The sequence below is a fragment of the Vulcaniibacterium thermophilum genome, from assembly GCF_007923255.1.
GTDB classification, from domain to species: Bacteria; Pseudomonadota; Gammaproteobacteria; order Xanthomonadales; family Xanthomonadaceae; genus Lysobacter_F; species Lysobacter_F thermophilum.
Map to the genome: position 1 here is coordinate 46,370 of NZ_VOHJ01000012.1, position 18,587 is coordinate 64,956.

General features: G+C 70.8%; 19 protein-coding genes. 16 read left to right on the forward strand and 3 right to left on the reverse strand.

From position 1 onward, the window contains the following. Positions 1-44 precede the first annotated feature (44 nt). The 3 genes from FQY64_RS06805 to FQY64_RS06815 all read right to left on the reverse strand — a co-directional run bounded on the left by FQY64_RS06805 (position 45) and on the right by FQY64_RS06815 (position 2,952). A complete protein-coding gene (locus FQY64_RS06805; protein WP_146473217.1) occupies positions 45-1,007 on the reverse strand; it encodes a ribokinase in 963 nt (320 codons plus the stop codon). A gap of 4 nt (positions 1,008-1,011) precedes the next feature. Next, positions 1,012-2,313, reverse strand: a complete 1,302-nt coding sequence (locus FQY64_RS06810) for a NupC/NupG family nucleoside CNT transporter (RefSeq protein ID WP_146473282.1) — start codon at positions 2,311-2,313, stop codon at positions 1,012-1,014. A 75-nt stretch (positions 2,314-2,388) separates the two neighbouring features. Next, positions 2,389-2,952, reverse strand: a complete 564-nt coding sequence (locus tag FQY64_RS06815; RefSeq protein ID WP_146473219.1) for a TMEM165/GDT1 family protein — start codon at positions 2,950-2,952, stop codon at positions 2,389-2,391. A 424-nt stretch (positions 2,953-3,376) separates the two neighbouring features. Here FQY64_RS06815 and FQY64_RS06820 point away from each other — a divergent pair, with 424 nt between their 5' ends. The 16 genes from FQY64_RS06820 to ybgF all read left to right on the forward strand — a co-directional run bounded on the left by FQY64_RS06820 (position 3,377) and on the right by ybgF (position 18,576). Next, positions 3,377-4,360: an aldo/keto reductase gene (locus FQY64_RS06820; protein WP_146473221.1), complete on the forward strand. Its 984-nt coding sequence runs from the start codon at positions 3,377-3,379 to the stop codon at positions 4,358-4,360. Positions 4,361-4,463: 103 nt separating this feature from the next. Beyond that, the gene (gene aspS, locus FQY64_RS06825) at positions 4,464-6,236 is read left to right on the forward strand and encodes an aspartate--tRNA ligase (protein WP_146473223.1); all 1,773 of its coding nucleotides are present in this window, start codon (positions 4,464-4,466) and stop codon (positions 6,234-6,236) included. A 46-nt stretch (positions 6,237-6,282) separates the two neighbouring features. Further along, the gene (locus FQY64_RS06830) at positions 6,283-6,807 is read left to right on the forward strand and encodes a GNAT family N-acetyltransferase (protein ID WP_146473225.1); all 525 of its coding nucleotides are present in this window, start codon (positions 6,283-6,285) and stop codon (positions 6,805-6,807) included. Between the two features lie 23 nt (positions 6,808-6,830). Then, the gene (locus FQY64_RS06835; protein WP_146473227.1) at positions 6,831-7,451 is read left to right on the forward strand and encodes an esterase/lipase family protein; all 621 of its coding nucleotides are present in this window, start codon (positions 6,831-6,833) and stop codon (positions 7,449-7,451) included. 53 nt (positions 7,452-7,504) lie between these two features. Further along, positions 7,505-8,245, forward strand: a complete 741-nt coding sequence (locus FQY64_RS06840) for a YebC/PmpR family DNA-binding transcriptional regulator (protein ID WP_146473229.1) — start codon at positions 7,505-7,507, stop codon at positions 8,243-8,245. 102 nt (positions 8,246-8,347) lie between these two features. Continuing rightward, positions 8,348-8,869, forward strand: coding sequence for a crossover junction endodeoxyribonuclease RuvC (gene ruvC / locus FQY64_RS06845; RefSeq protein ID WP_146473231.1), 522 nt, complete (start codon positions 8,348-8,350; stop codon positions 8,867-8,869). A gap of 244 nt (positions 8,870-9,113) precedes the next feature. Beyond that, positions 9,114-9,704 carry a Holliday junction branch migration protein RuvA gene (gene ruvA, locus FQY64_RS06850; RefSeq protein WP_146473233.1) on the forward strand — a complete coding sequence of 197 codons (591 nt, stop codon included), beginning with the start codon at positions 9,114-9,116 and terminating at the stop codon, positions 9,702-9,704. Between the two features lie 29 nt (positions 9,705-9,733). Beyond that, the gene (locus FQY64_RS06855; RefSeq protein ID WP_146473235.1) at positions 9,734-11,659 is read left to right on the forward strand and encodes a potassium transporter Kup; all 1,926 of its coding nucleotides are present in this window, start codon (positions 9,734-9,736) and stop codon (positions 11,657-11,659) included. 137 nt (positions 11,660-11,796) lie between these two features. Continuing rightward, entirely contained in the window at positions 11,797-12,813 is a 1,017-nt protein-coding gene (gene ruvB, locus FQY64_RS06860) for a Holliday junction branch migration DNA helicase RuvB (RefSeq protein WP_146473237.1), read from the forward strand. Positions 12,814-12,969: 156 nt separating this feature from the next. Next, positions 12,970-13,377 (forward strand): tol-pal system-associated acyl-CoA thioesterase, encoded by a 408-nt coding sequence (gene ybgC, locus FQY64_RS06865; RefSeq protein ID WP_229814886.1) that lies wholly within the window; start codon positions 12,970-12,972, stop codon positions 13,375-13,377. Positions 13,378-13,433: 56 nt separating this feature from the next. After that, positions 13,434-14,222: a protein TolQ gene (gene tolQ, locus FQY64_RS06870; RefSeq protein WP_146473241.1), complete on the forward strand. Its 789-nt coding sequence runs from the start codon at positions 13,434-13,436 to the stop codon at positions 14,220-14,222. A 63-nt stretch (positions 14,223-14,285) separates the two neighbouring features. After that, positions 14,286-14,726, forward strand: coding sequence for a protein TolR (gene tolR, locus FQY64_RS06875; RefSeq protein ID WP_146473243.1), 441 nt, complete (start codon positions 14,286-14,288; stop codon positions 14,724-14,726). Then, positions 14,723-15,643, forward strand: a complete 921-nt coding sequence (locus FQY64_RS06880) for a protein TolA (RefSeq protein WP_146473245.1) — start codon at positions 14,723-14,725, stop codon at positions 15,641-15,643. Before tolR ends, FQY64_RS06880 begins: the two co-directional genes overlap by 4 nt. Positions 15,644-15,772: 129 nt before the next feature. Beyond that, the gene (tolB, locus tag FQY64_RS06885; RefSeq protein ID WP_146473247.1) at positions 15,773-17,092 is read left to right on the forward strand and encodes a Tol-Pal system beta propeller repeat protein TolB; all 1,320 of its coding nucleotides are present in this window, start codon (positions 15,773-15,775) and stop codon (positions 17,090-17,092) included. A gap of 59 nt (positions 17,093-17,151) precedes the next feature. After that, a complete protein-coding gene (pal, locus tag FQY64_RS06890; RefSeq protein ID WP_146473249.1) occupies positions 17,152-17,670 on the forward strand; it encodes a peptidoglycan-associated lipoprotein Pal in 519 nt (172 codons plus the stop codon). 105 nt (positions 17,671-17,775) lie between these two features. Further along, positions 17,776-18,576: a tol-pal system protein YbgF gene (gene ybgF / locus FQY64_RS06895; RefSeq protein ID WP_146473251.1), complete on the forward strand. Its 801-nt coding sequence runs from the start codon at positions 17,776-17,778 to the stop codon at positions 18,574-18,576. Positions 18,577-18,587 lie beyond the last annotated feature (11 nt).

The window sequence follows — 18,587 nt, forward strand, 5'->3', positions numbered from 1 at the left end:
AGCAATCTCATTTGAGAAGGTTTCGCATTCTCACGGGGCGCCGCTCAGGCGCCGAAGCGGGCCACCACGTCGTCGGCGCGCGGCATGGCGGCGGCCGCGCCCGCGCGCTCGGTCGACAGGCCGGCATAGCGCACCGCGAACAGCGCATGCTCGCGCAGCGGCCGCGCCGGCACGCGGGCGAGCGACGCGGCCAGTGCGCCGTTGAACGCGTCGCCGGCGCCGGTGGTGTCCACCGCCGACACCGGCGCCGCGGCCAGGCGGTAGGCGCCGGCCTCGTCGGCGTAGCGGCGCGGATCGGCATGGGAGACGAACACGCCGGCCGCGCCCAGCGTCACCACCACCGTGCCGTGCGGCAGCAGGCGGCGGCAGAGCGCGTGCAGGGTGTCGTCGTCCAGCGTCGCCACCGCGGCGGCATCGACCTCCACCCCGAGCGCCGCCAGTTGCGCGGCGAACTCGGTCTCGTTCGGCGTGGCGAGGTCGGTCAGCGGCCACAGCGCCTGCGGCACGCGCGCGTTGGCCGGTGCGGGATTGAGCAGGGTGAGCGCAGCGTGTGCGCGCGCCTGCGCGAACGCGGCCAGCGCGGCTTCGGCGGGCGTTTCCAGTTGCGTCACCGTCACCGCCACCTCGTTCCAGACGGACGCATCCGAGACGCAGTCCGCGCCGAGCGCCGCATTGGCGCCCGGGCCGATCACGATGCTGTTGCGGCCCTCGGCATCGACGAAGATGCCGGCGGTGCCGGTCGGCGCCGCCGCCGTCAGTGCATGCAGGTGCAGGCCGTCGGCCTGCGCCAGCGTGCGCGCCAGCCGCGCGCCGTCGTCGTCGCCGAGCGCGCATACGAACGCGGTTTCGGCGCCGGCGCGGACCGCGGCGATCGCCTGGTTGAAGCCCTTGCCGCCCGGGCCGCTGCGGTACGCGCCGCTCAGCGTCTGGCCGGGCAGCGGCAGGCTGGCCGCCGACCACACGTGGTCGACGTTGAAGCTGCCGACGACGACGACCCGGCCGCCCATGCGCTCAGCCGCCGAACCAGGTCAGCACGCCGGCGATGGTGGCGGTCATGAAGGTGGCGATCGAGCCGCCCAGCACCGCGCGCAGGCCGAACCGCGCCAGATCCGCGCGCCGCTCCGGCGCCAGGCCGCCGATACCGCCGATCTGGATCGCGATCGAGCTGAAATTGGCGAAGCCGCACAGCGCGTAGGTGGCGATCAGCGCGCCCTCGCGGCTGAGCGAAACGCCCGGCACTTCGCCGTGCAGGACCTTGGCGAGTTCCATGTAGGCGACGAATTCGTTGATCACCACCTTCTGCCCGATCAGCGAGCCGACCACCTGCGCGTCCTGCCACGGCGTGCCGATCACCCACGCGATCGGCGCCAGCAGGAAGCCGAAGAGGGTGGCGAGGTCGGTCGGGCGGCCGATGCGTTCGGCGATGCCGGTGACTTCGCCCAGCCAGGTCAGCGGCCAGTTGATCAGCGCGATCAGCGCGATGAAGGCGAGCAGCATCGCGGCGATGTTGAGCGCGAGCCGGAGGCCGTCGGCGGCGCCGGAGGCGGCGGCGTCGATCACGTTGGCGGTGGTCTTCTCGACCTCCATCTTCACCGTGCCGCGGGTGAGCGGCTCCTGCGTCTCGGGCACCAGGATCTTGGCGATCACCAGCGTCGCCGGCGCGGCCATGATGGAAGCCGCCAGCAGGTGCTTGGCGTAGAACGCCTGCTGCGCCGGATCTCCGCCGCCGAGCATGCCGACGTAGGCCGCCAGCACGCCGCCGGCGATATGCGCCATGCCGCCGATCATCATCGTGATCAGCTCGGACTCGGTCATGCGCGGAATGTACGGGCGCACCGTCAGCGGCGCCTCGGTCTGGCCGATGAACACGCTGGCGCAGACGCTGGTGGTCTCCGCGCCGGAGACGCGCATCACCCGGGTGATCGCCCAGGCCATGCCGCGCACGACCGCCTGCATCACGCCGAGGTGGTACAGCACGCCCATGAAGGCGGCGAAGAAGATGATCGTCGGCAGCACCTGGAAGGCGAAGATGAAGCCGAACTTCGAGGTGTCCATCAGGCTGCCGAAGATGAAGTTCGAGCCTTCGCCGACGAAGCTGAGGATCTTCACGAAGCCGCGGCCGATCGCGTCGAACACGTCCTTGCCGCCCGGCACCAGCAGCACCAGCGCCGCGAAGCCGACCTGCAGCGCGATGCCGGTCAGCACCAGACGCCAGTCGACCGCACGCTTGTTGTTGGAGAACAGCCAGGCGATGCCGACCAGCACCGCAAGACCGAACAGGCCGAACCCGATGCGGCCGATCGCTTCCATCATCTCGCCCCAAGGCATCCCCGAAAGTCGCCGCAGCCTAGAGCAGCGGCCCGACGACCAGCAAGCGCCACGCCCGGTTCAGCCGTTCAGCGCGCGCCCGCCGGCCCACAGCGCGAGCAGCAGGAACAGCAGCGCGGCGCCGGTCCGCGCCGCCTTCAGCGGCAGGCGCGCGGCGAAGCGGCTGCCCAGCACCACCACCGGCACGTTGGCCACCAGCATGCCGAGCGTGGTGCCGACCACCACCTGCCACAGCGGCTGCACCTGGGCGCCGAGCAGCACGGTGGCGACCTGGGTCTTGTCGCCGATCTCGGCAAGGAAGAAGGCGATCGTGGCGGCGAGGAACGCGCCGCGTGCGGGCAGCCGCGCGTCGTCGTCCAGCGCGTCGGGCTTGAGCGTCCAGACCGCCACCAGCAGGAAGCTGAGCGCGACGAGCCAGTCCAGCAGCGGCGGCTGCAGCCAGCGCGCGGCCAGCGTCCCCAGCCAGCCGGCCAATGCGTGGTTGAGCAGGGTGGCGAGCAGGATGCCGGCGACGATCGGCCACGGCCGGCGGTAGCGCGCCGCCAGCAGCAGCGCGAGCAACTGGGTTTTGTCGCCGATCTCGGCCAGCGCCACCGTGCCGGTGGCGAGCAGGAACGTGTTCATCGCAACTCCGGGGCCGGGCGTTCGCGTGGACGCGAAGGCGCACGCGCGCGGCCCGGCCCGGGACGCGGCGTCCGCCTTCGGTCTCGCCCGAGCTGACACTCCCGCGCGCCATGGCCGGCCGGCCAAGTGTGTTGACGCGCGGCACCGTCGTGCGACGGCGGGCTACTCCCCGGAGGAAGGGGCGGCATTGTAGCGGGAGCAGGGAACAGGGAACACGAGCGCGCGCCGTGCAAGCGACGCGCCGCGGGCTAGCATGCGCCATTTCCCGCACCCCGCACCCCGCACCCCGCACACCCCACCCCGCACCCCGTTCCCCGTTCCCCGTTCCCCGTTCCCCGTTCCCCGTTCCCCGTTCCCGTTCCCGTTCCCCGTTCCCCGCACCCCGTTCCCCGTTCCCCGTTCCCATCCCACCCCCGGAGCCGCCATGCACTACCGCCGCCTCGGTTCGTCCGGCCTGCACGTGTCCGCGCTGTCGTTCGGCGCCTGGGTCACCTTCGGCAACCAGATCGGCCGCTCGACCGCGCGCGAGCTGATCGCCGCCGCCTGGGACCACGGCATCACCTTCTTCGACAACGCCGAGGGTTACGCCAACGGCGAGGCCGAGCGGGTGATGGGCGATGTGATCGCCGACCTGCGCTTGCCGCGCGACGGCTTCTGCGTCTCGAGCAAGGTGTTCTTCGGCTCGGCGGCCGATCCGCGGCCGACCCAGCGCGGGCTGTCGCGCAAGCACGTCACCGATGCCTGCCACGCGGCGCTGAAGCGGTTGCGGGTCGAGTATCTCGATCTCTACTTCTGCCACCGTCCCGATCCGGCCACGCCGGTGGAGGAGACGGTGTGGGCGATGGACGCGCTGATCCGCCAGGGCAAGGTGCTGTACTGGGGCACCTCGGAATGGAGCGCGGCGCAGATCCGCGAGGCGCACCGCATCGCACGCGCCCACCACCTGCACGCGCCGACCATGGAGCAGCCGCAGTACAACCTGCTGCACCGCGAGCGCGTCGAGCTGGAGTACGCGCCGTTGTACGCCGAGGTCGGACTCGGCACCACCACGTACTCCCCGCTCGCCTCCGGCCTGCTCACCGGCAAGTACAGCCGGCCGGAGGGGCGCGCGGCGGAGGCCGATTCGCGCCTGAACCGCGAGGGCATGGGCTGGTTGCGGCGGATCGTGGTGGGCGACGAAGACGCCGACCGCCTCGGGCGCGCGCAGCGCTTCGCCGAGACCGCCCGCGCGCTCGGCCACGAGCCGGCGCCGCTGGCGATCGCCTGGTGCCTGCGCAACCCGCACGTCTCCAGCGTCATCCTCGGCGCCAGCCGGGTCGAGCAACTGCTGCAGAACCTGGCCGCGCTGGACCTGGTCGATCGACTGGGCGAAAGCGAATGGCAGCAGTTGGAGGCGGCCGCGGCCTGAGCCCGCCGCGACGACGCGAGCGGCTACCATACGCGCTTCCCCGCGATCCCCGGGCGGCCCGTCGCCGCCCGGCGGCGTCCGCGATCCCACGGAGTTTCCCCTGATGCGCACCCATTACTGCGGCCTCGTCGACGAGGCGCTGATCGGCCAGACCGTCACCCTGTGCGGCTGGGTGGATGTCGCCCGCAACCTCGGCGGCCTGTGCTTCGTCGACCTGCGCGACCACGAAGGCATCGTGCAGATCGTCGCCGAGCCGTCGGACGCCGAAGGCAACGCCGAGGTGCTCGCCACCGCCGCGCATCTGCATTACGAGGACTGCCTGCGCGTCACCGGCGTGGTGCGCGCGCGCCATGCGATCAACGACCGGATCCGCACCGGCAAGGTCGAAGTGGTCGCCACCCGCATCGAGGTGCTGAACAAGGCCGAGCCGCTGCCGTTCCACGCCCACGAGAACCCGGGCGAGGACATCCGCCTCAAGTACCGCTATCTCGACCTGCGCCGTCCGGAGATGCAGCGGATGATGCGTACCCGCATCCGGCTGGTGCAGGCGCTGCGCCGCTGGCTGGACGCGCGCGGCTTCCAGGACATCGAGACGCCGATCCTCACCAAGGCGACGCCCGAGGGCGCGCGCGACTTCCTGGTGCCGGCGCGCATGCATCCGGGCGAGTTCTACGCGCTACCGCAGAGCCCGCAGCTGTTCAAGCAGATCCTGATGATGGCGGGCTTCGACCGCTACTACCAGATCGCGCGCTGCTTCCGCGACGAGGCGCTGCGCGCCGACCGCCAGCTCGAATTCACCCAGCTCGACATGGAGTTCGCGTGGGTGAGCGAGCGCGACGTGCAGGACACGGTCGAGGCGATGATCCGCGACGTGTTCCGCGAGGTGATCGGGGTCGAACTCGCCGACCCGTTCCCGCGCATGACCTACGCCGAGGCGATGCGCCGCTTCGGTTCCGACAAGCCGGACCTGCGCATCGTGCTGGAGCTCACCGACATCGCCGAGCTGGTGAAGGGCTGCGAGTTCAAGGTGTTCGCCGACTGGGCCAATGCCGCCGACGGCCGCGTGGTCGCGCTGCGCGCGCCGGGCGGTGCGCAGTTCTCGCGCAAGCAGATCGACGATTACGCCGCGTACGCCGCCAGGTTCGGCGCCAAGGGCCTGGCGTGGATGAAGGTCGAGGATGCCGCCAAGGGCCGCGAGGGCATCAGCTCGCCGATCGCCAAGTTCCTGGACGACGCCACGCTCGATGCCATCCTGCGCGCCACCCACGCCAACACCGGCGATGCGATTTTCTTCGGTGCGGCCAGCTACAAGGTGGCCAGCGACTTCATGGGCGCGCTGCGCCTGAAGCTCGGCAAGGACCTCGGCCTGGTCGAGGACGGCTGGAAGCCGCTGTGGGTGACCGACTTCCCGATGTTCGAATGGGACGAGGAAGCCGGCCGCTTCGTGGCGCTGCACCATCCGTTCACCGCGCCGGCGGTGGACGACATCGACGACCTGCGCGCGAACGCGGCGACGGCGGTGTCGCGCGGCTACGACATGGTGCTCAACGGCAACGAGATCGGCGGCGGCTCGATCCGCATCCACCGGTCGGACATGCAGAGCGCGGTGTTCGACCTGCTCGGCATCGGCCGCGAGGAGGCCGAGCTCAAATTCGGCTTCCTGCTGGAAGCGCTGCGCTACGGCGCGCCGCCGCACGGCGGTATCGCCTTCGGCATCGACCGCATTGCCGCGCTGATGGCCGGCACCGAGTCGATCCGCGACGTCATCGCCTTCCCCAAGACCACCACCGCACAATGCCTGATGACCGGCGCGCCGTCGCCGATCCCGGACGAGCAGCTCGCCGAAGTGCACGTGCAGGTGCGGCCGAAGACGTGAGCGGTTTGCGAAACAGAACCCGCCGTACCGTCTCGTGTCCAGCGCCATGCTCCTGACCATCCGCCGCGCCACGCCCGCCGACGCCGAGACGCTGTCGCGCCTGTGCGCGCGCACGTTCACCGAAACCTTCGGCCATCTGTATCCGCCGGAAGATCTGCAGGCGTTCCTCGAGGACGCCTACGCGATCGACAAGCAGCGCGCCATCCTCGCGCATCCCGACTACGCAGTGTGGCTGCTGGAGCGCGACGGCGAGGCGGTCGGCCACGCCGCCACCGGTCCGTGCGGCCTGCCGCATCCCGACGTCGCCGCCGGCGACGGCGAGCTCAAACGCCTGTACGTGCTGCGCGAGTGCCAGAACGGCGGCTGGGGCGCGCGGCTGTTCCAGACCGCGCTCGACTGGCTCGAACGCGACGGCCCGCGCACGCTGTGGATCGGCGTGTGGAGCGAGAACTTCGGCGCGCAGCGCTTCTACGCGCGCTACGGGTTCGAGAAGGCGGGCGAGTACCTGTTCCCGGTGGGACGGGTGCGCGATCTGGAGTTCATCCTGCGCCGCCCGCCGCGCGCGTCCTGAGCGGACGGCCGCGGGATCCGCCGATGCCGTCCGCCGTCGCCGAACGCGTCCTGCTGCTGCACGGCCTGTGGATGCCGGGCGCGGTGATGACGCCGCTGGCGCGCCGCTTGCGCGCCGCCGGCTTCGCGCCGGAGATCTGCGGCTACTTCGGCGCGCGCGGCGGCCTGGAGGACGCGCTGCCGCGGCTGGCCGCACGCTTGCAGCGACCGGCGCACGTGGTCGCGCATAGCCTCGGCGGGCTGGTCGCGCTCGGCGTGCTGGAAGCCCATCCCGAGCTGCCGGTCGCGCGCGTGGTCTGCCTCGGCTCGCCGCTGTGCGGCAGCGTCGCCGCGCGCGGGCTGGCGCGCCACGGGCCGACCCGGCGCCTGCTCGGCCGCGCCGCCGAGCCGCTGCAGCGCGGCTGCCGGCCGTGGCGCGGGCGCGCGCAGGTGGGATCGATCGCCGGCACCCGTCCGCTCGGGCTCGGCCGCTGGTTCGCGGCGTTCGACGGCCCGCACGACGGCACCGTGGCCGTGGCCGAGACGCGCCTGGCGGGGTTGGCCGACCACGCCACCGTGCCGGCCAGCCACAGCGGGCTGGTGCTCTCGCCCGAAGCCGCCGCGCTGACCGTCCGGTTCCTGCGCAATGGACGGTTCCGACCCTGAGCGCGGCGCGGGCGTATACTTGCGCGCCGCAGCAAAACCCGTGTTCGACGCCTATGGCCGGCCATTCCAAATGGGCCAACATCCAGCACCGCAAGAACGCGCAGGACGCGAAGCGGGGCAAGATCTTCACCAAGCTCGTGCGTGAGATCTCGGTCGCCGCGCGCCAGGGCGGCGGCGATCCGGCCGGCAACCCGCGCCTGCGTGCGGCGATCGACAAGGCGCTGTCCGCCAACATGACCAAGGACAGCATCGAGCGCGCGATCAAGAAGGCGACCGGCGAGCTGGAAGGCGTGGCCTACGAGGAAGTGCGCTACGAGGGCTACGCGCCCGGCGGGGTGGCGGTGATCGTCGACTGCCTGACCGACAACCGCGTGCGCACCGTGGCCGACGTGCGCCACGCCTTCAGCAAGTTCGGCGGCAACCTCGGCACCGACGGCTCGGTGGCCTTCATGTTCAGGAAACTCGGCGTGCTGAGCTATGCGCCCGGCGCCGACGAGGACCGCATCACCGAGGCCGCGATCGAGGCCGGCGCCGACGACATCCAGGTGCATCCGGACGACGGCTCGATCGAGGTGCTGACCGCCCCGGACGCGTTCGAGGCGGTCCGCAAGGCAATGGAGGCCGCCGGCCTGAAGCCCGACGAGGCCGAGGTCACGTTCCGCGCCGACAACACCGTGGCCGTGACCGGCGAGACCGCGCAGCAGGTCGCCAAGCTGCTCGACTGGCTGGAAGACCTCGACGACGTACAGAACGTGTACTCCAACGCCGATCTGCCGGAAGAGGCGTATGCGTAAGGCGGGGAACCGGGAACGGGGAATCGGGAATCGCGCATGCGCGGTTCCCGTTTCCGCTTCTGCTTTGTCGATTCCCGATTCCCGATTCCCGATTCCCGCCCGATGACCCGCATCCTCGGCATCGACCCCGGCTCGCAGCGCACCGGCGTGGGCATCATCGACGTCGCCGTGGACGGCCGCTGCGCCTTCGTGCATGCCGAGGCGCTGAAGCTGCTCGACGCGGAGGATTTCTGCCGCCGGCTCGGCCTGCTGTGCGAGCGGCTGGACGCGCTGCTGGATGCCTGGCAGCCGCAGCAGGTGGCGATCGAGAGCGTGTTCATGGACAAGTCGGCGACGTCCGCCCTGAAGCTCGGTCACGCGCGCGGCGCGGCGATCGCCACCGTGGTGAGGCGCGGCCTGCCGGTGAGCGAGTACGCGCCGCGCGTGGTCAAGCAGTCGCTGGTCGGCCGCGGCGCGGCGGAGAAGCCGCAGGTGCAGCACATGGTGCGGCTGCTGCTGAACATGCCGGAGGCCAAGCTGCAGGCCGACGCCGCCGATGCGCTGGCGATCGCGCTCACCCACGCCCACATGTCCGCCACCGCGCAGCGCGCGGGAGTGGCGGTGGCGGCGTTGAGGAGGCGGTGATGGTGCGCCTGGCGCTGCATCGCGTGACCGATCGTTCCTCCGCATCCGCGACGCGTTTCCCGCGGCGTCATCCCTGCGCAAGCGGGGATCCATGGACGTCGCACAGGCGGCAGTCAACGTTCAAGGGATCCCGCTTTCGCGGGAACGACGGAATGCGGCGTCCCGAGCGGCCGGTCGCCCACGCGGCGCCCGGCACGTCCCCGTCGCGGCGATGGCCGCGAGCGCCGAGCACGGAGCTGCGCGCATGATCGGCCGTCTCAAGGGCATCCTGGTCTACAAGCAGCCGCCGTGGCTGATGATCGACGTGCACGGCGTCGGCTACGAGCTGGAAGCGCCGATGAGCACGTTCTACGACCTGCCCGAGGTCGGGCGCGAGGTAGTGCTGTTCACCCACTACGCGCAGAAGGAGGACAGCGTCGCGCTGTACGGCTTCCTGCGCGAGTCCGAGCGGCGTCTGTTCCGCGATCTGCAGAAGGTCAGCGGCATCGGTGCCAAGATCGCGCTGGCGGTGCTCTCGGGCGTCCCGGTCGACGAGTTCGCGCGTCTGGTGCAGGCCGGCGACGTGACCGCGCTCACGCGCATTCCCGGCATCGGCAAGAAGACCGCCGAACGCATGGTGGTCGAGCTGCGCGACCGCGCCGCCGATCTGGCCGGCGGCGGCGTCGCCGTGATCGGCGCCGGCGTTCCGGCCGATCCGCAGAGCGAGGCGCTCGTCGCGCTCCAGCAGCTCGGCTACAAGCCCGCGGAGGCGCAGCGCATGGTGCGCGACGCCGCCGCGGCCGGCGACGATGCCGCCGCCATCATCCGCAAAGCGCTGAAATCCGCGCTTCGCTGATCCCTTTCCCGACGACTCGCATGGGCGCCATGGGCTCATCCTCATCCGTTTCCGCTTCCGGCGCGCACTCCGGCCCCGGGCATGCGCAGGCCGGTCTGGCCGGCCTGGTGGTGGGCGCGATCGGCGTGGTGTTCGGCGACATCGGCACCAGCCCGCTGTACACCATCAAGGAGATGTTCCACCCGCATTTCGGACTGACGCCCGATGCGGCCACGGTGAAGGGGCTGCTGTCGCTCGGGTTCTGGTCGCTGATCCTGGTGGTCACGCTGAAATACGTGATCGTCATCATGCGCGCCGACAACGAGGGCGAGGGCGGCATCATGGCGCTGACCGCGCTCGCCCAGCGCAGCCTGCAGAAGGGTTCGCGGCTGAGTTACGTGGTCGGCATCCTCGGCATCTTCGGCGCGGCGCTGTTCTTCGGCGACGGCATGATCACCCCGCCGATCACCGTGCTGGGCGCGGTCGAGGGTCTGGAGGTGATCTCGCCGCTGTTCAAGCAGTGGGTGGTGCCGATCAGCCTGGTGATCCTCGGCGGCCTGTTCGCATTCCAGCGCTTCGGCACGGCGAAGGTCGGCAAGGCGTTCGGGCCGATCATGATCGCCTGGTTCGTGGTCCTGGCCGTGTTCGGCATCTACAACATCGCCCACAACCCGATCGTGCTGAAGGCCATGAACCCGTACTGGGCCTGGCACTTCTTCGCCACGCACAGTTGGCACGCGGTGCTGATCCTGGGGGCGGTGGTGCTGACGGTCACCGGCGGCGAGGCGCTGTACGCCGACCTCGGCCATTTCGGCAAGACGCCGATCCGCTGGGGCTGGTTCGGTTTCGTGCTGCCGGCGCTGGTGCTGAACTACTACGGCCAGGGTGCGATCCTGCTGCGCGATCCGTCCGCGGTGGCCAACCCGTTCTACATGTCCATTCCCGGCTGGGCGCAGTTGCCGATGCTGGTGCTGGCCACCACCGCGGCGGCGGTAGCGTCGCAAGCGGTGATCACCGGCGCGTTCTCGGTGACGCGGCAGGCGATCCAGCTCGGCTACCTGCCGCGGCTGGCGATCCGCTACACCTCGCGCGAGACCATCGGCCAGATCTACGTGCCGTCGATCAACTGGATGCTGTTCGGCGCGGTGGTGATCCTGGTGCTCGCGTTCCAGAGCACGACCGCGCTGGCGACCGCCTACGGGCTGTCGGTCACCGGCACCATGCTGATCGACACCCTGCTGCTGGCGGTCGTGGCCTACACGCGCTGGCCGCAGGCGCGGCGCTGGGTGCTGCCGCTGTGCGCGTTGTTCTTCCTGATCGACTGCGCCTTCCTGTTCGCCAACGGCGCCAAGCTGTTCAGCGGCATCGGCGCCTGGGTGCCGCTGTTCATCGGCATCACCGCGTTCACGCTGATGCGCACCTGGCGGCGCGGCCGCCAGTTGCTGCACGAGGAGATCCAGAAGGAAGGCATCCATCTGGACACGTTCCTGCCCGGACTGCTGCTGGCGCCGCCCACGCGCGTGCCGGGCACGGCGATCTTCCTCACCGCCGACAAGGGCGTGGTGCCGCACGCGCTGCTGCACAACCTCAAGCACAACAAGGTGCTGCACGAGCGCAACGTGTTCCTGACCGTGGAGACGCTGAACGTGCCGTACGCGCCGAAGGAGAAACGGCTGAAGATCGAGTCGATCGGCAACGACTTCTACCGCGTGCTGGTGCGGTTCGGATTCATGGAAACCCCGGACGTGCCGCTGGCACTGATGCGAAGCTGCGACCAGGGCGGCATCCATTTCGATCCGATGGACACCACCTACTTCGCCAGCCGCGAAACCGTGGTGGCGTCGAAACACCGCGGCATGCCGTTCTGGCGCGACAAGCTGTTCGCGCTGATGCACCGCAACGCCGCGCCCGCCACCAACTTCTTCCGCATCCCCGGCAACCGGCTGGTCGAGCTGGGGGCGCAGGTGGAGATCTGAGATGGGGCGGGAACGGGGGACGGGGAACGGGGAACGTGCGGCTTGCTTGAGCGCCTACACTTGCATGCACCGCGGCGGTGCCGCAGGGTGACTCGCTCGACGCTCTTCCTCCGTTCCCCGTTCCCCGTTCCCGTCCAATGACCGACCGCCTGATCGCGCCCGCCGCCACCCGCGAAGACGAACTGCTGGAGGCCTCGATCCGCCCGAAACGGCTGGACGAGTACCTCGGCCAGCAGCCGGTGCGCGAGCAGATGAAGATCTACATCGAGGCGGCGAAGCGCCGCGGCGAGGCGCTGGACCATGTGCTGATCTTCGGTCCGCCGGGGCTGGGCAAGACCACGCTGTCGCATGTGATCGCCAACGAGCTCGGCGTCAACCTGCGCCAGACCTCCGGGCCGGTGATCGAGAAGGCGGGCGATCTCGCCGCGCTGCTGACCAACCTGCAGCCGCACGACGTGCTGTTCGTCGACGAGATCCACCGCCTTTCGCCGATGGTCGAGGAAGTGCTCTATCCGGCGATGGAGGATTTCCAGATCGACATCATGATCGGCGAGGGCCCGGCCGCGCGCTCGATCAAGCTCGACCTGCCGCCGTTCACCCTGATCGGCGCCACCACCCGCGCCGGCCTGCTGACCGCGCCGCTGCGCGACCGCTTCGGCATCGTGCAGCGGCTGGAGTTCTATAGCGCCGAGGAGCTGACGCAGATCGTGCGGCGCTCGGCGCAGATCCTCGGCATCGCCTGCGTGCCGGAAGGCGCCGGCGAGATCGCCCGCCGCGCGCGCGGCACCCCGCGCATCGCCAACCGCCTGCTGCGGCGCGTGCGCGACTACGCCCAGGTCAAGGGCGACGGCGTGATCACCGCACAGATCGCGGCGGATGCGATGGCGATGCTGAAGGTCGATCCGGAAGGCTTCGACGAGCTCGACCGCCGCCTGCTGTCGACCATCATCGATGCGTTCGATGGCGGCCCGGTCGGCGTGGAATCGCTCGCCGCCGCGTTGTCTGAGGAACGCGGCACGATCGAGGACGTGATCGAGCCGTACCTGATCCAGCAGGGCTTCCTGGTGCGCACCGCGCGCGGCCGCATGGCCACGCCGAAGGCATACCGCCACCTCGGCCTGCAGCCGCGGCGCGGCGCGGGCGAATTGTTCTGAGCGATCCCTGCCGTCGTACGAGTCCGATGTCCCGGGGGTTCCCGCTTTCTCGAGAACGACGACCAGGGGCTTATGCTCGTCCGATTCCCGATTCCCGATTCCCGATTCCCGATTCCCGATTCCCGATTCCCGATTCCCGATTCCCGCCTTAGCCCAATGTTCAGCCTTCCCCTACGCATCTACTGGGAAGATACCGACGCCGGCGGCGTGGTGTACCACGCGCGCTACCTCGGATTCCTCGAGCGCGCGCGCAGCGAGTGGATGCGCGCGCTGGGCTACGGGCAGGACGCGTTGCGGCGCGAGCTCGATGTCGTGTTCGCGGTGCGTTCGATGCAGCTCGACTTCCGCAAGCCCGCGCGGCTGGACGACGCGTTGCACGTCACCGTCCGCCTGCGCGAGTGCCGCCGCGCCAGCGCGGTGTTCGTGCAGCAGGTCGTGCGCGACGGCGACGTGCTGCTCGAAGCCACCGTGCGCGTGGCGGCGCTGGATGCGGCGGAGTTCCGCCCGCGGCCGGTGCCCGCGCCGCTGTACGACGCGATGAAGGCGCAGGAGTCCGCCGGTTGAGCGCGCCGCGCCGGCACAATCCAACGAACACGCCCGATCGGGCCTGGAGAGAACGAATGCCCCACGCCGTGCTTTTCGCCACCACCGTCCAGCCCCTCCCGGAGCAGGCCGCCGCGCAGGCCGCGGAGCTGCCCGAAAGCGCCGCGACGGTCGCGACCACGGCCGGCGGCGGCGGATTCGACGTGCTGCAATTGATCCTGCACGCGAGCCTGCCGGTGCAGGTGGTGATGGCGCTGCTGCTGCTGGCCTCGATCGCCTCGTGGGTCATCATCATCCGCAAGAAGCGCGTGCTCGATCGCGCGCAGCGCGAGGCCGACCAGTTCGAGGAGCGGTTCTGGTCGGGGGTGGATCTGGCCAAGCTCTACGCCGGCGCCGCCGAACGCAATCGCAGCATCACCGGCATGGAGGCGATCTTCGAGGCCGGTTTCCGCGAGTTCAACCGCCTGCGCCAGCGCCGCGGCGGCGATGCCCGCCTGCAACTGGAAGGCGCGCAGCGGGCGATGCGGGCGACCGGCTCGCGCGAGCTGGACGAGCTGGAACACAACCTGGAGTTCCTCGCCAACGTCGGCTCGATCAGCCCGTACGTCGGCCTGTTCGGCACCGTCTGGGGCATCATGCTGTCGTTCCAGGGGCTGGCGAACATGAAGGAGGCGACCATCGCCACCGTGGCGCCGGGCATCTCCGAGGCGCTGATCGCCACCGCCATGGGCCTGTTCGCGGCGATTCCCGCGGTGTGGGCGTACAACCGGTTCGCCAACCGCGTGGAGCGCCTGACCGTGCGCTACGAAGCGTTCTCCGAGGAGTTCTCGTCGATCCTGCAGCGCCAGGCGCATGCGGAGGAATGACCGCGGCGTGAGCGCGCCGCGCCCGCGCCGCTTCCGTCCTTCGCACGTTTCCCGGAGCGCCCCATGACCATCGCCCTGCGACGCCACCGCAAGCGCAAGCTCAAGGCCGAGATCAACGTCGTGCCGTACATCGACGTCATGCTCGTGCTGCTGATCATCTTCATGGTGACCGCGCCGTTGCTGAACCTCGGCGTGGACGTCGACCTGCCGCAGTCCAACGCCAAGTCGATCCAGGAGAAGAAGGACCCGGTGATCGTCACCGTCGACCGCGACGGCAACTACTTCCTCGCGGTCGAGGCTGGCCGGAACGAGGCGGTCACGCGCGAGGAGCTGCTCGCGCGGATCCGCGCGATGGTCGCGCAGAACCCGCAGTTGCCGGTGTTCGTCGCCGGCGATGCGACGGCGAGCTACCAGCGCGTCTACGACGCGATGCAGGTGCTGCAGGAAGCGGAGGTCGACCGGGTCGGCCTGATGAGCAACCCGGAGCAGGGCCGCGGCCGATGAAGGCCACGCGCGAGGACGACATCGTCGCCGTCACGCTGGCGCTGTCGCTGCATGCGCTGCTGGCGCTGATCCTGCTGGTCGGGCTGCGCTGGACCAGCCGCCACGAGGCGCTGGCCGCCGCGGGCTCGCCCATCTCGGCCGAGCTTGCCGACGTGTCGGAGCTGTCGCCGGCGATGCGCCGCACCCTCGGCCGGCGGCCGGAGCCCGCGCCGGCTCCGCCGCCACAGCCGTTGCCGGAGCCGGTCCCCGAGGACGCGCCGGCGCCGCAGCAGAAGAAGGCGCAGGACTTCATTCCGGTGCCGGACGAGCGCAACCAGGAGGCGGTGGTCGATCGGCCCACGCCGCGCCCGGCCACCGAAACCCGCCCGCAGGAGGCCAAGCGCCGGCAGGAGCAGGTGGACCTCAGCGAAACCGAGCGCCAGCGGCAGGCGCAGAACACGCGCCGCCCCTCGCCGCAAGAGCTGGAGCGCCAGCGCCAGCTCGAGGACATCCGTCGCCAGCGCGAGAAGGCGCAGCGCGAGCGCCTGCTCGCCGAGCAGCGCCTGCAGCAGCTCGCCGACGCGCGCGCGCGTTCGGCCTCCGAGGAGGCGGCGCGCGCGGACCAGGCGGCGAGCGGCGCCGGCGGCAGCGACGACGGCCTGCAGGCGCGCTACGCCGAGGCGCTGCGGGCGGCGATCGCCTCCAAATGGATCCGCCCGGAAACGGTGCCGCTCGGCGCCCTGTGCCGCCTGCAGATCCGCCAGATCCCCGGCGGGCGCGTGCTCGACGTGCGCGTGGTCGAACCGTGCAGCTACGACGAACAGGGCCGGCGCTCGATCGAGGCCGCGGTGCTGAAGGCCCAGCCGCTTCCCTACGCCGGTTTCGAGCCGGTGTTCCAGCGCGACCTGACGCTGAACTTCCGCGCCGAGGATCGCTGAGCACCGTGGGCGGCGGTCCGCGGGATCGCGTTCGAGTGTCCGTCATGTGACGGCCGCCGTTCACGAAGCGTTGTGACCGGCTTGACCGGTCCCGTGCCTACAATTCGGAAAGCTGAACAGGACGAGCCGATGAACCGACCGCTTTACTGGCTGACCGCACTGCTGGCCCTGCTGTTGCCGTGGGTGGCGCATGCGCAGCAGCGTGGGCTCGAGATCGACATCGTCGGCGGCAACGCGGCCGCGCTGCCGATCGTGATCGTGCCGATGCCGTACCAGGGCTCCGGCGCCGCGCCGGAAACCGACGTCGCCGCCGTCGTGCGCGCCGACCTCGAACGGTCCGGCCAGTTCCGCGCCCTGCCGGCGGCGGGCCTGGCCGAGCGCCCGACCCGCGGCGAGGAGATCAACTACGCCACCTGGCGCGCGCTCAACCAGGACTACATCGTGGTCGGCCGCGTGCTCGACGGCGGCGAGGGCGCCTACCGCGTCGAGTACGAGCTGTTCGACGTCGCCAAGCAGCAGCGCCTGCTCGGTTTCGCGCTGACCGCGCGCGCCAGCGCGCTGCGCGACCTGGCGCACCAGATCAGCGACGCCATCTACGAAAAGATCACCGGCGTGCGCGGCGCCTTCTTCACCCGCATCGCCTACGTCACCGCGGTCGGCACCGGGCGCGCCACCCGCTACGCGCTGATGGTGGCCGACTCGGACGGCTACAACCCGCAGACGGTCGTCCGCTCCAGCGAGCCCCTGCTGTCGCCCGCCTGGAGCCCCGACGGGCGCCGGCTGGCCTACGTCAGCTTCGAGGGCGGCAATTCGTCGATCTATCTGCAGGAGATCGCCACCGGCAAGCGCGAGCTGATCGCCCGGTTCCGCGGCATCAACGGCGCCCCGGCGTTCTCCCCGGACGGGCGCCGCCTCGCGCTGACGCTCTCGCGCAGCGGCAATCCCGAGATCTACGTGATGGACCTCGGCAGCCGCGCGCTGACCCAGATCACCAACCACTTCGCGATCGACACCGAGCCGACCTGGAGCGCGGACGGCAGCACGATCTACTTCACCTCCGACCGCGGCGGCCGGCCGCAGATCTACAAGGCGCCGGCCAGCGGCGGCGCGGCCACGCGCGTCACCTTCCAGGGCAGCTACAACGCCAGCGCCGACCTGTCGCCGGACGGCAGGAAGCTCGCCGTCGCCCAGGGCGCCGGCAACACCTACCGCATCGCCGTGATGGACAGCAGCCTGGGCAGCCCGCGCTGGGACACGCTCTCCCCCGGTTCGCTGGACGAATCGCCGAGCTTCGCGCCGAACGGCATGATGCTGCTCTACGCTGCCCGCGAGGGCCGACGCGGCGTGCTGTACGCCGTCTCCGCCGACGGCCGCGTCCGCCAGCGGCTGGTGCTGGCCGAAGGCGACGTGCGCGAGCCCGCCTGGGGCCCGTTCCGCCAGCCGCGCTGAGTTTCGCAGTACCGGCCTTCGGGCCACCCCCGTGACACGCTCATAGACGAGGAACGACGATGAACGCTACGACACGTTTGCTGCTCACCGCCATGCTGTGCACGGTCGCGGTCGCATGCTCGAAGAAGGTGAAGGAAACCCCGCCGGCCGATACCGGCCCGACCACCACCACGCCGACCGAGACCACGCCCGCCGCGACCACCGGCATCTACACGCCCGAAGACCTCGACCGCGACGCCTGCCTGCGCCAGCGCGTGGTGTACTTCGACTTCGACCAGGACACCCTGCGTCCGGAGTTCCAGAACATCGTCGCCTGCCACGCCAAGTACCTGCGCGACCGTCCGTCCTCGCGCATGACGCTGGAAGGCCATGCCGACGAGCGCGGCAGCCGCGAGTACAACGTCGGCCTCGGCGAGCGCCGCGGCAACTCGGTGTCCTCGGCGATCCAGGCCAACGGCGGTTCCGGCGGCCAGATCACGGTGAGCAGTTTCGGCGAGGAGCGCCCGACCTGCACCGATTCGACCGAAGAGTGCTGGGCGAAGAACCGTCGCGTGGAAATCGTCTACACCGCGCGCTGATCCGACCCGGGCCGCGCCGGCGGCCCATCCGACGCCCTCCCGCCACGGCGGGAGGGCCGCGGCACGCGCCGCGTGCCTTCCGTTTCCTTCCTGCGACGCCCTGCCATGACCCGATTCCTGCGTCCGTTCGCCTGTCTCGTGCTGCTGGCCGTCGCCGCCCCCGCGTCCGCCCAGCGCGCAAGCCTGGCCGATCGCGTCGCCGCCCTGGAGGCGAGGATGGCCGCCTCGCAGGGCAACGTCGAACTGCTCAACCAGATCGCCCAACTGCGCGGCGAGGTGCAGGCCCTGCGCGCGCAGGTCGAAGAGCTGCAGAACCAGAACCGGCAGCTCGAAGAGTCGATGAAGGCGCAGTACCTCGACGTCGACGGCCGCCTCAACCGGCTGGAAGGCGGCGCGCCGGCCGCGCCCGCCGGTGTCGCACCGGGCGCCGACCGCAGCGGCGCCGCGTTGCCCGAACCGCCGCCGGCCGAGCGTGCGCCGACCGTCCGCGGCGACCGCGGCAGCCTCGCCACCGCGGCGGGCGAGCGCGAAGCGTACGAAGCCGCCTTCGACGCCTTGAAGTCCGGCCGCTACGCGGACGCCGCGCGCCTGTTCCAGGCCTTCCTGGCGCAACATCCGAACGGCGTCTATGCGCCGAACGCCCTCTACTGGCTCGGCGAGAGCTACTACGTCACCCAGAACTACGAGCTGGCGCTGCCGCAGTTCCAGGCCCTCATCGACCGCTACCCGACCCACGACAAGGCCCCCGGCGCGCTGCTGAAGATCGGCCTGACCCAGTACGGCCAGAAACAGCTCGACGCCGCCGAAGCGACCTTGCAGCGGGTGACCGAGCGCTACCCCGGCACCGACGCCGCGCGCACCGCCGCCGACCGCTTGGCCGCGATCCGGCTCGCGCGCGTGCGCTGAGGCGGGCTGCC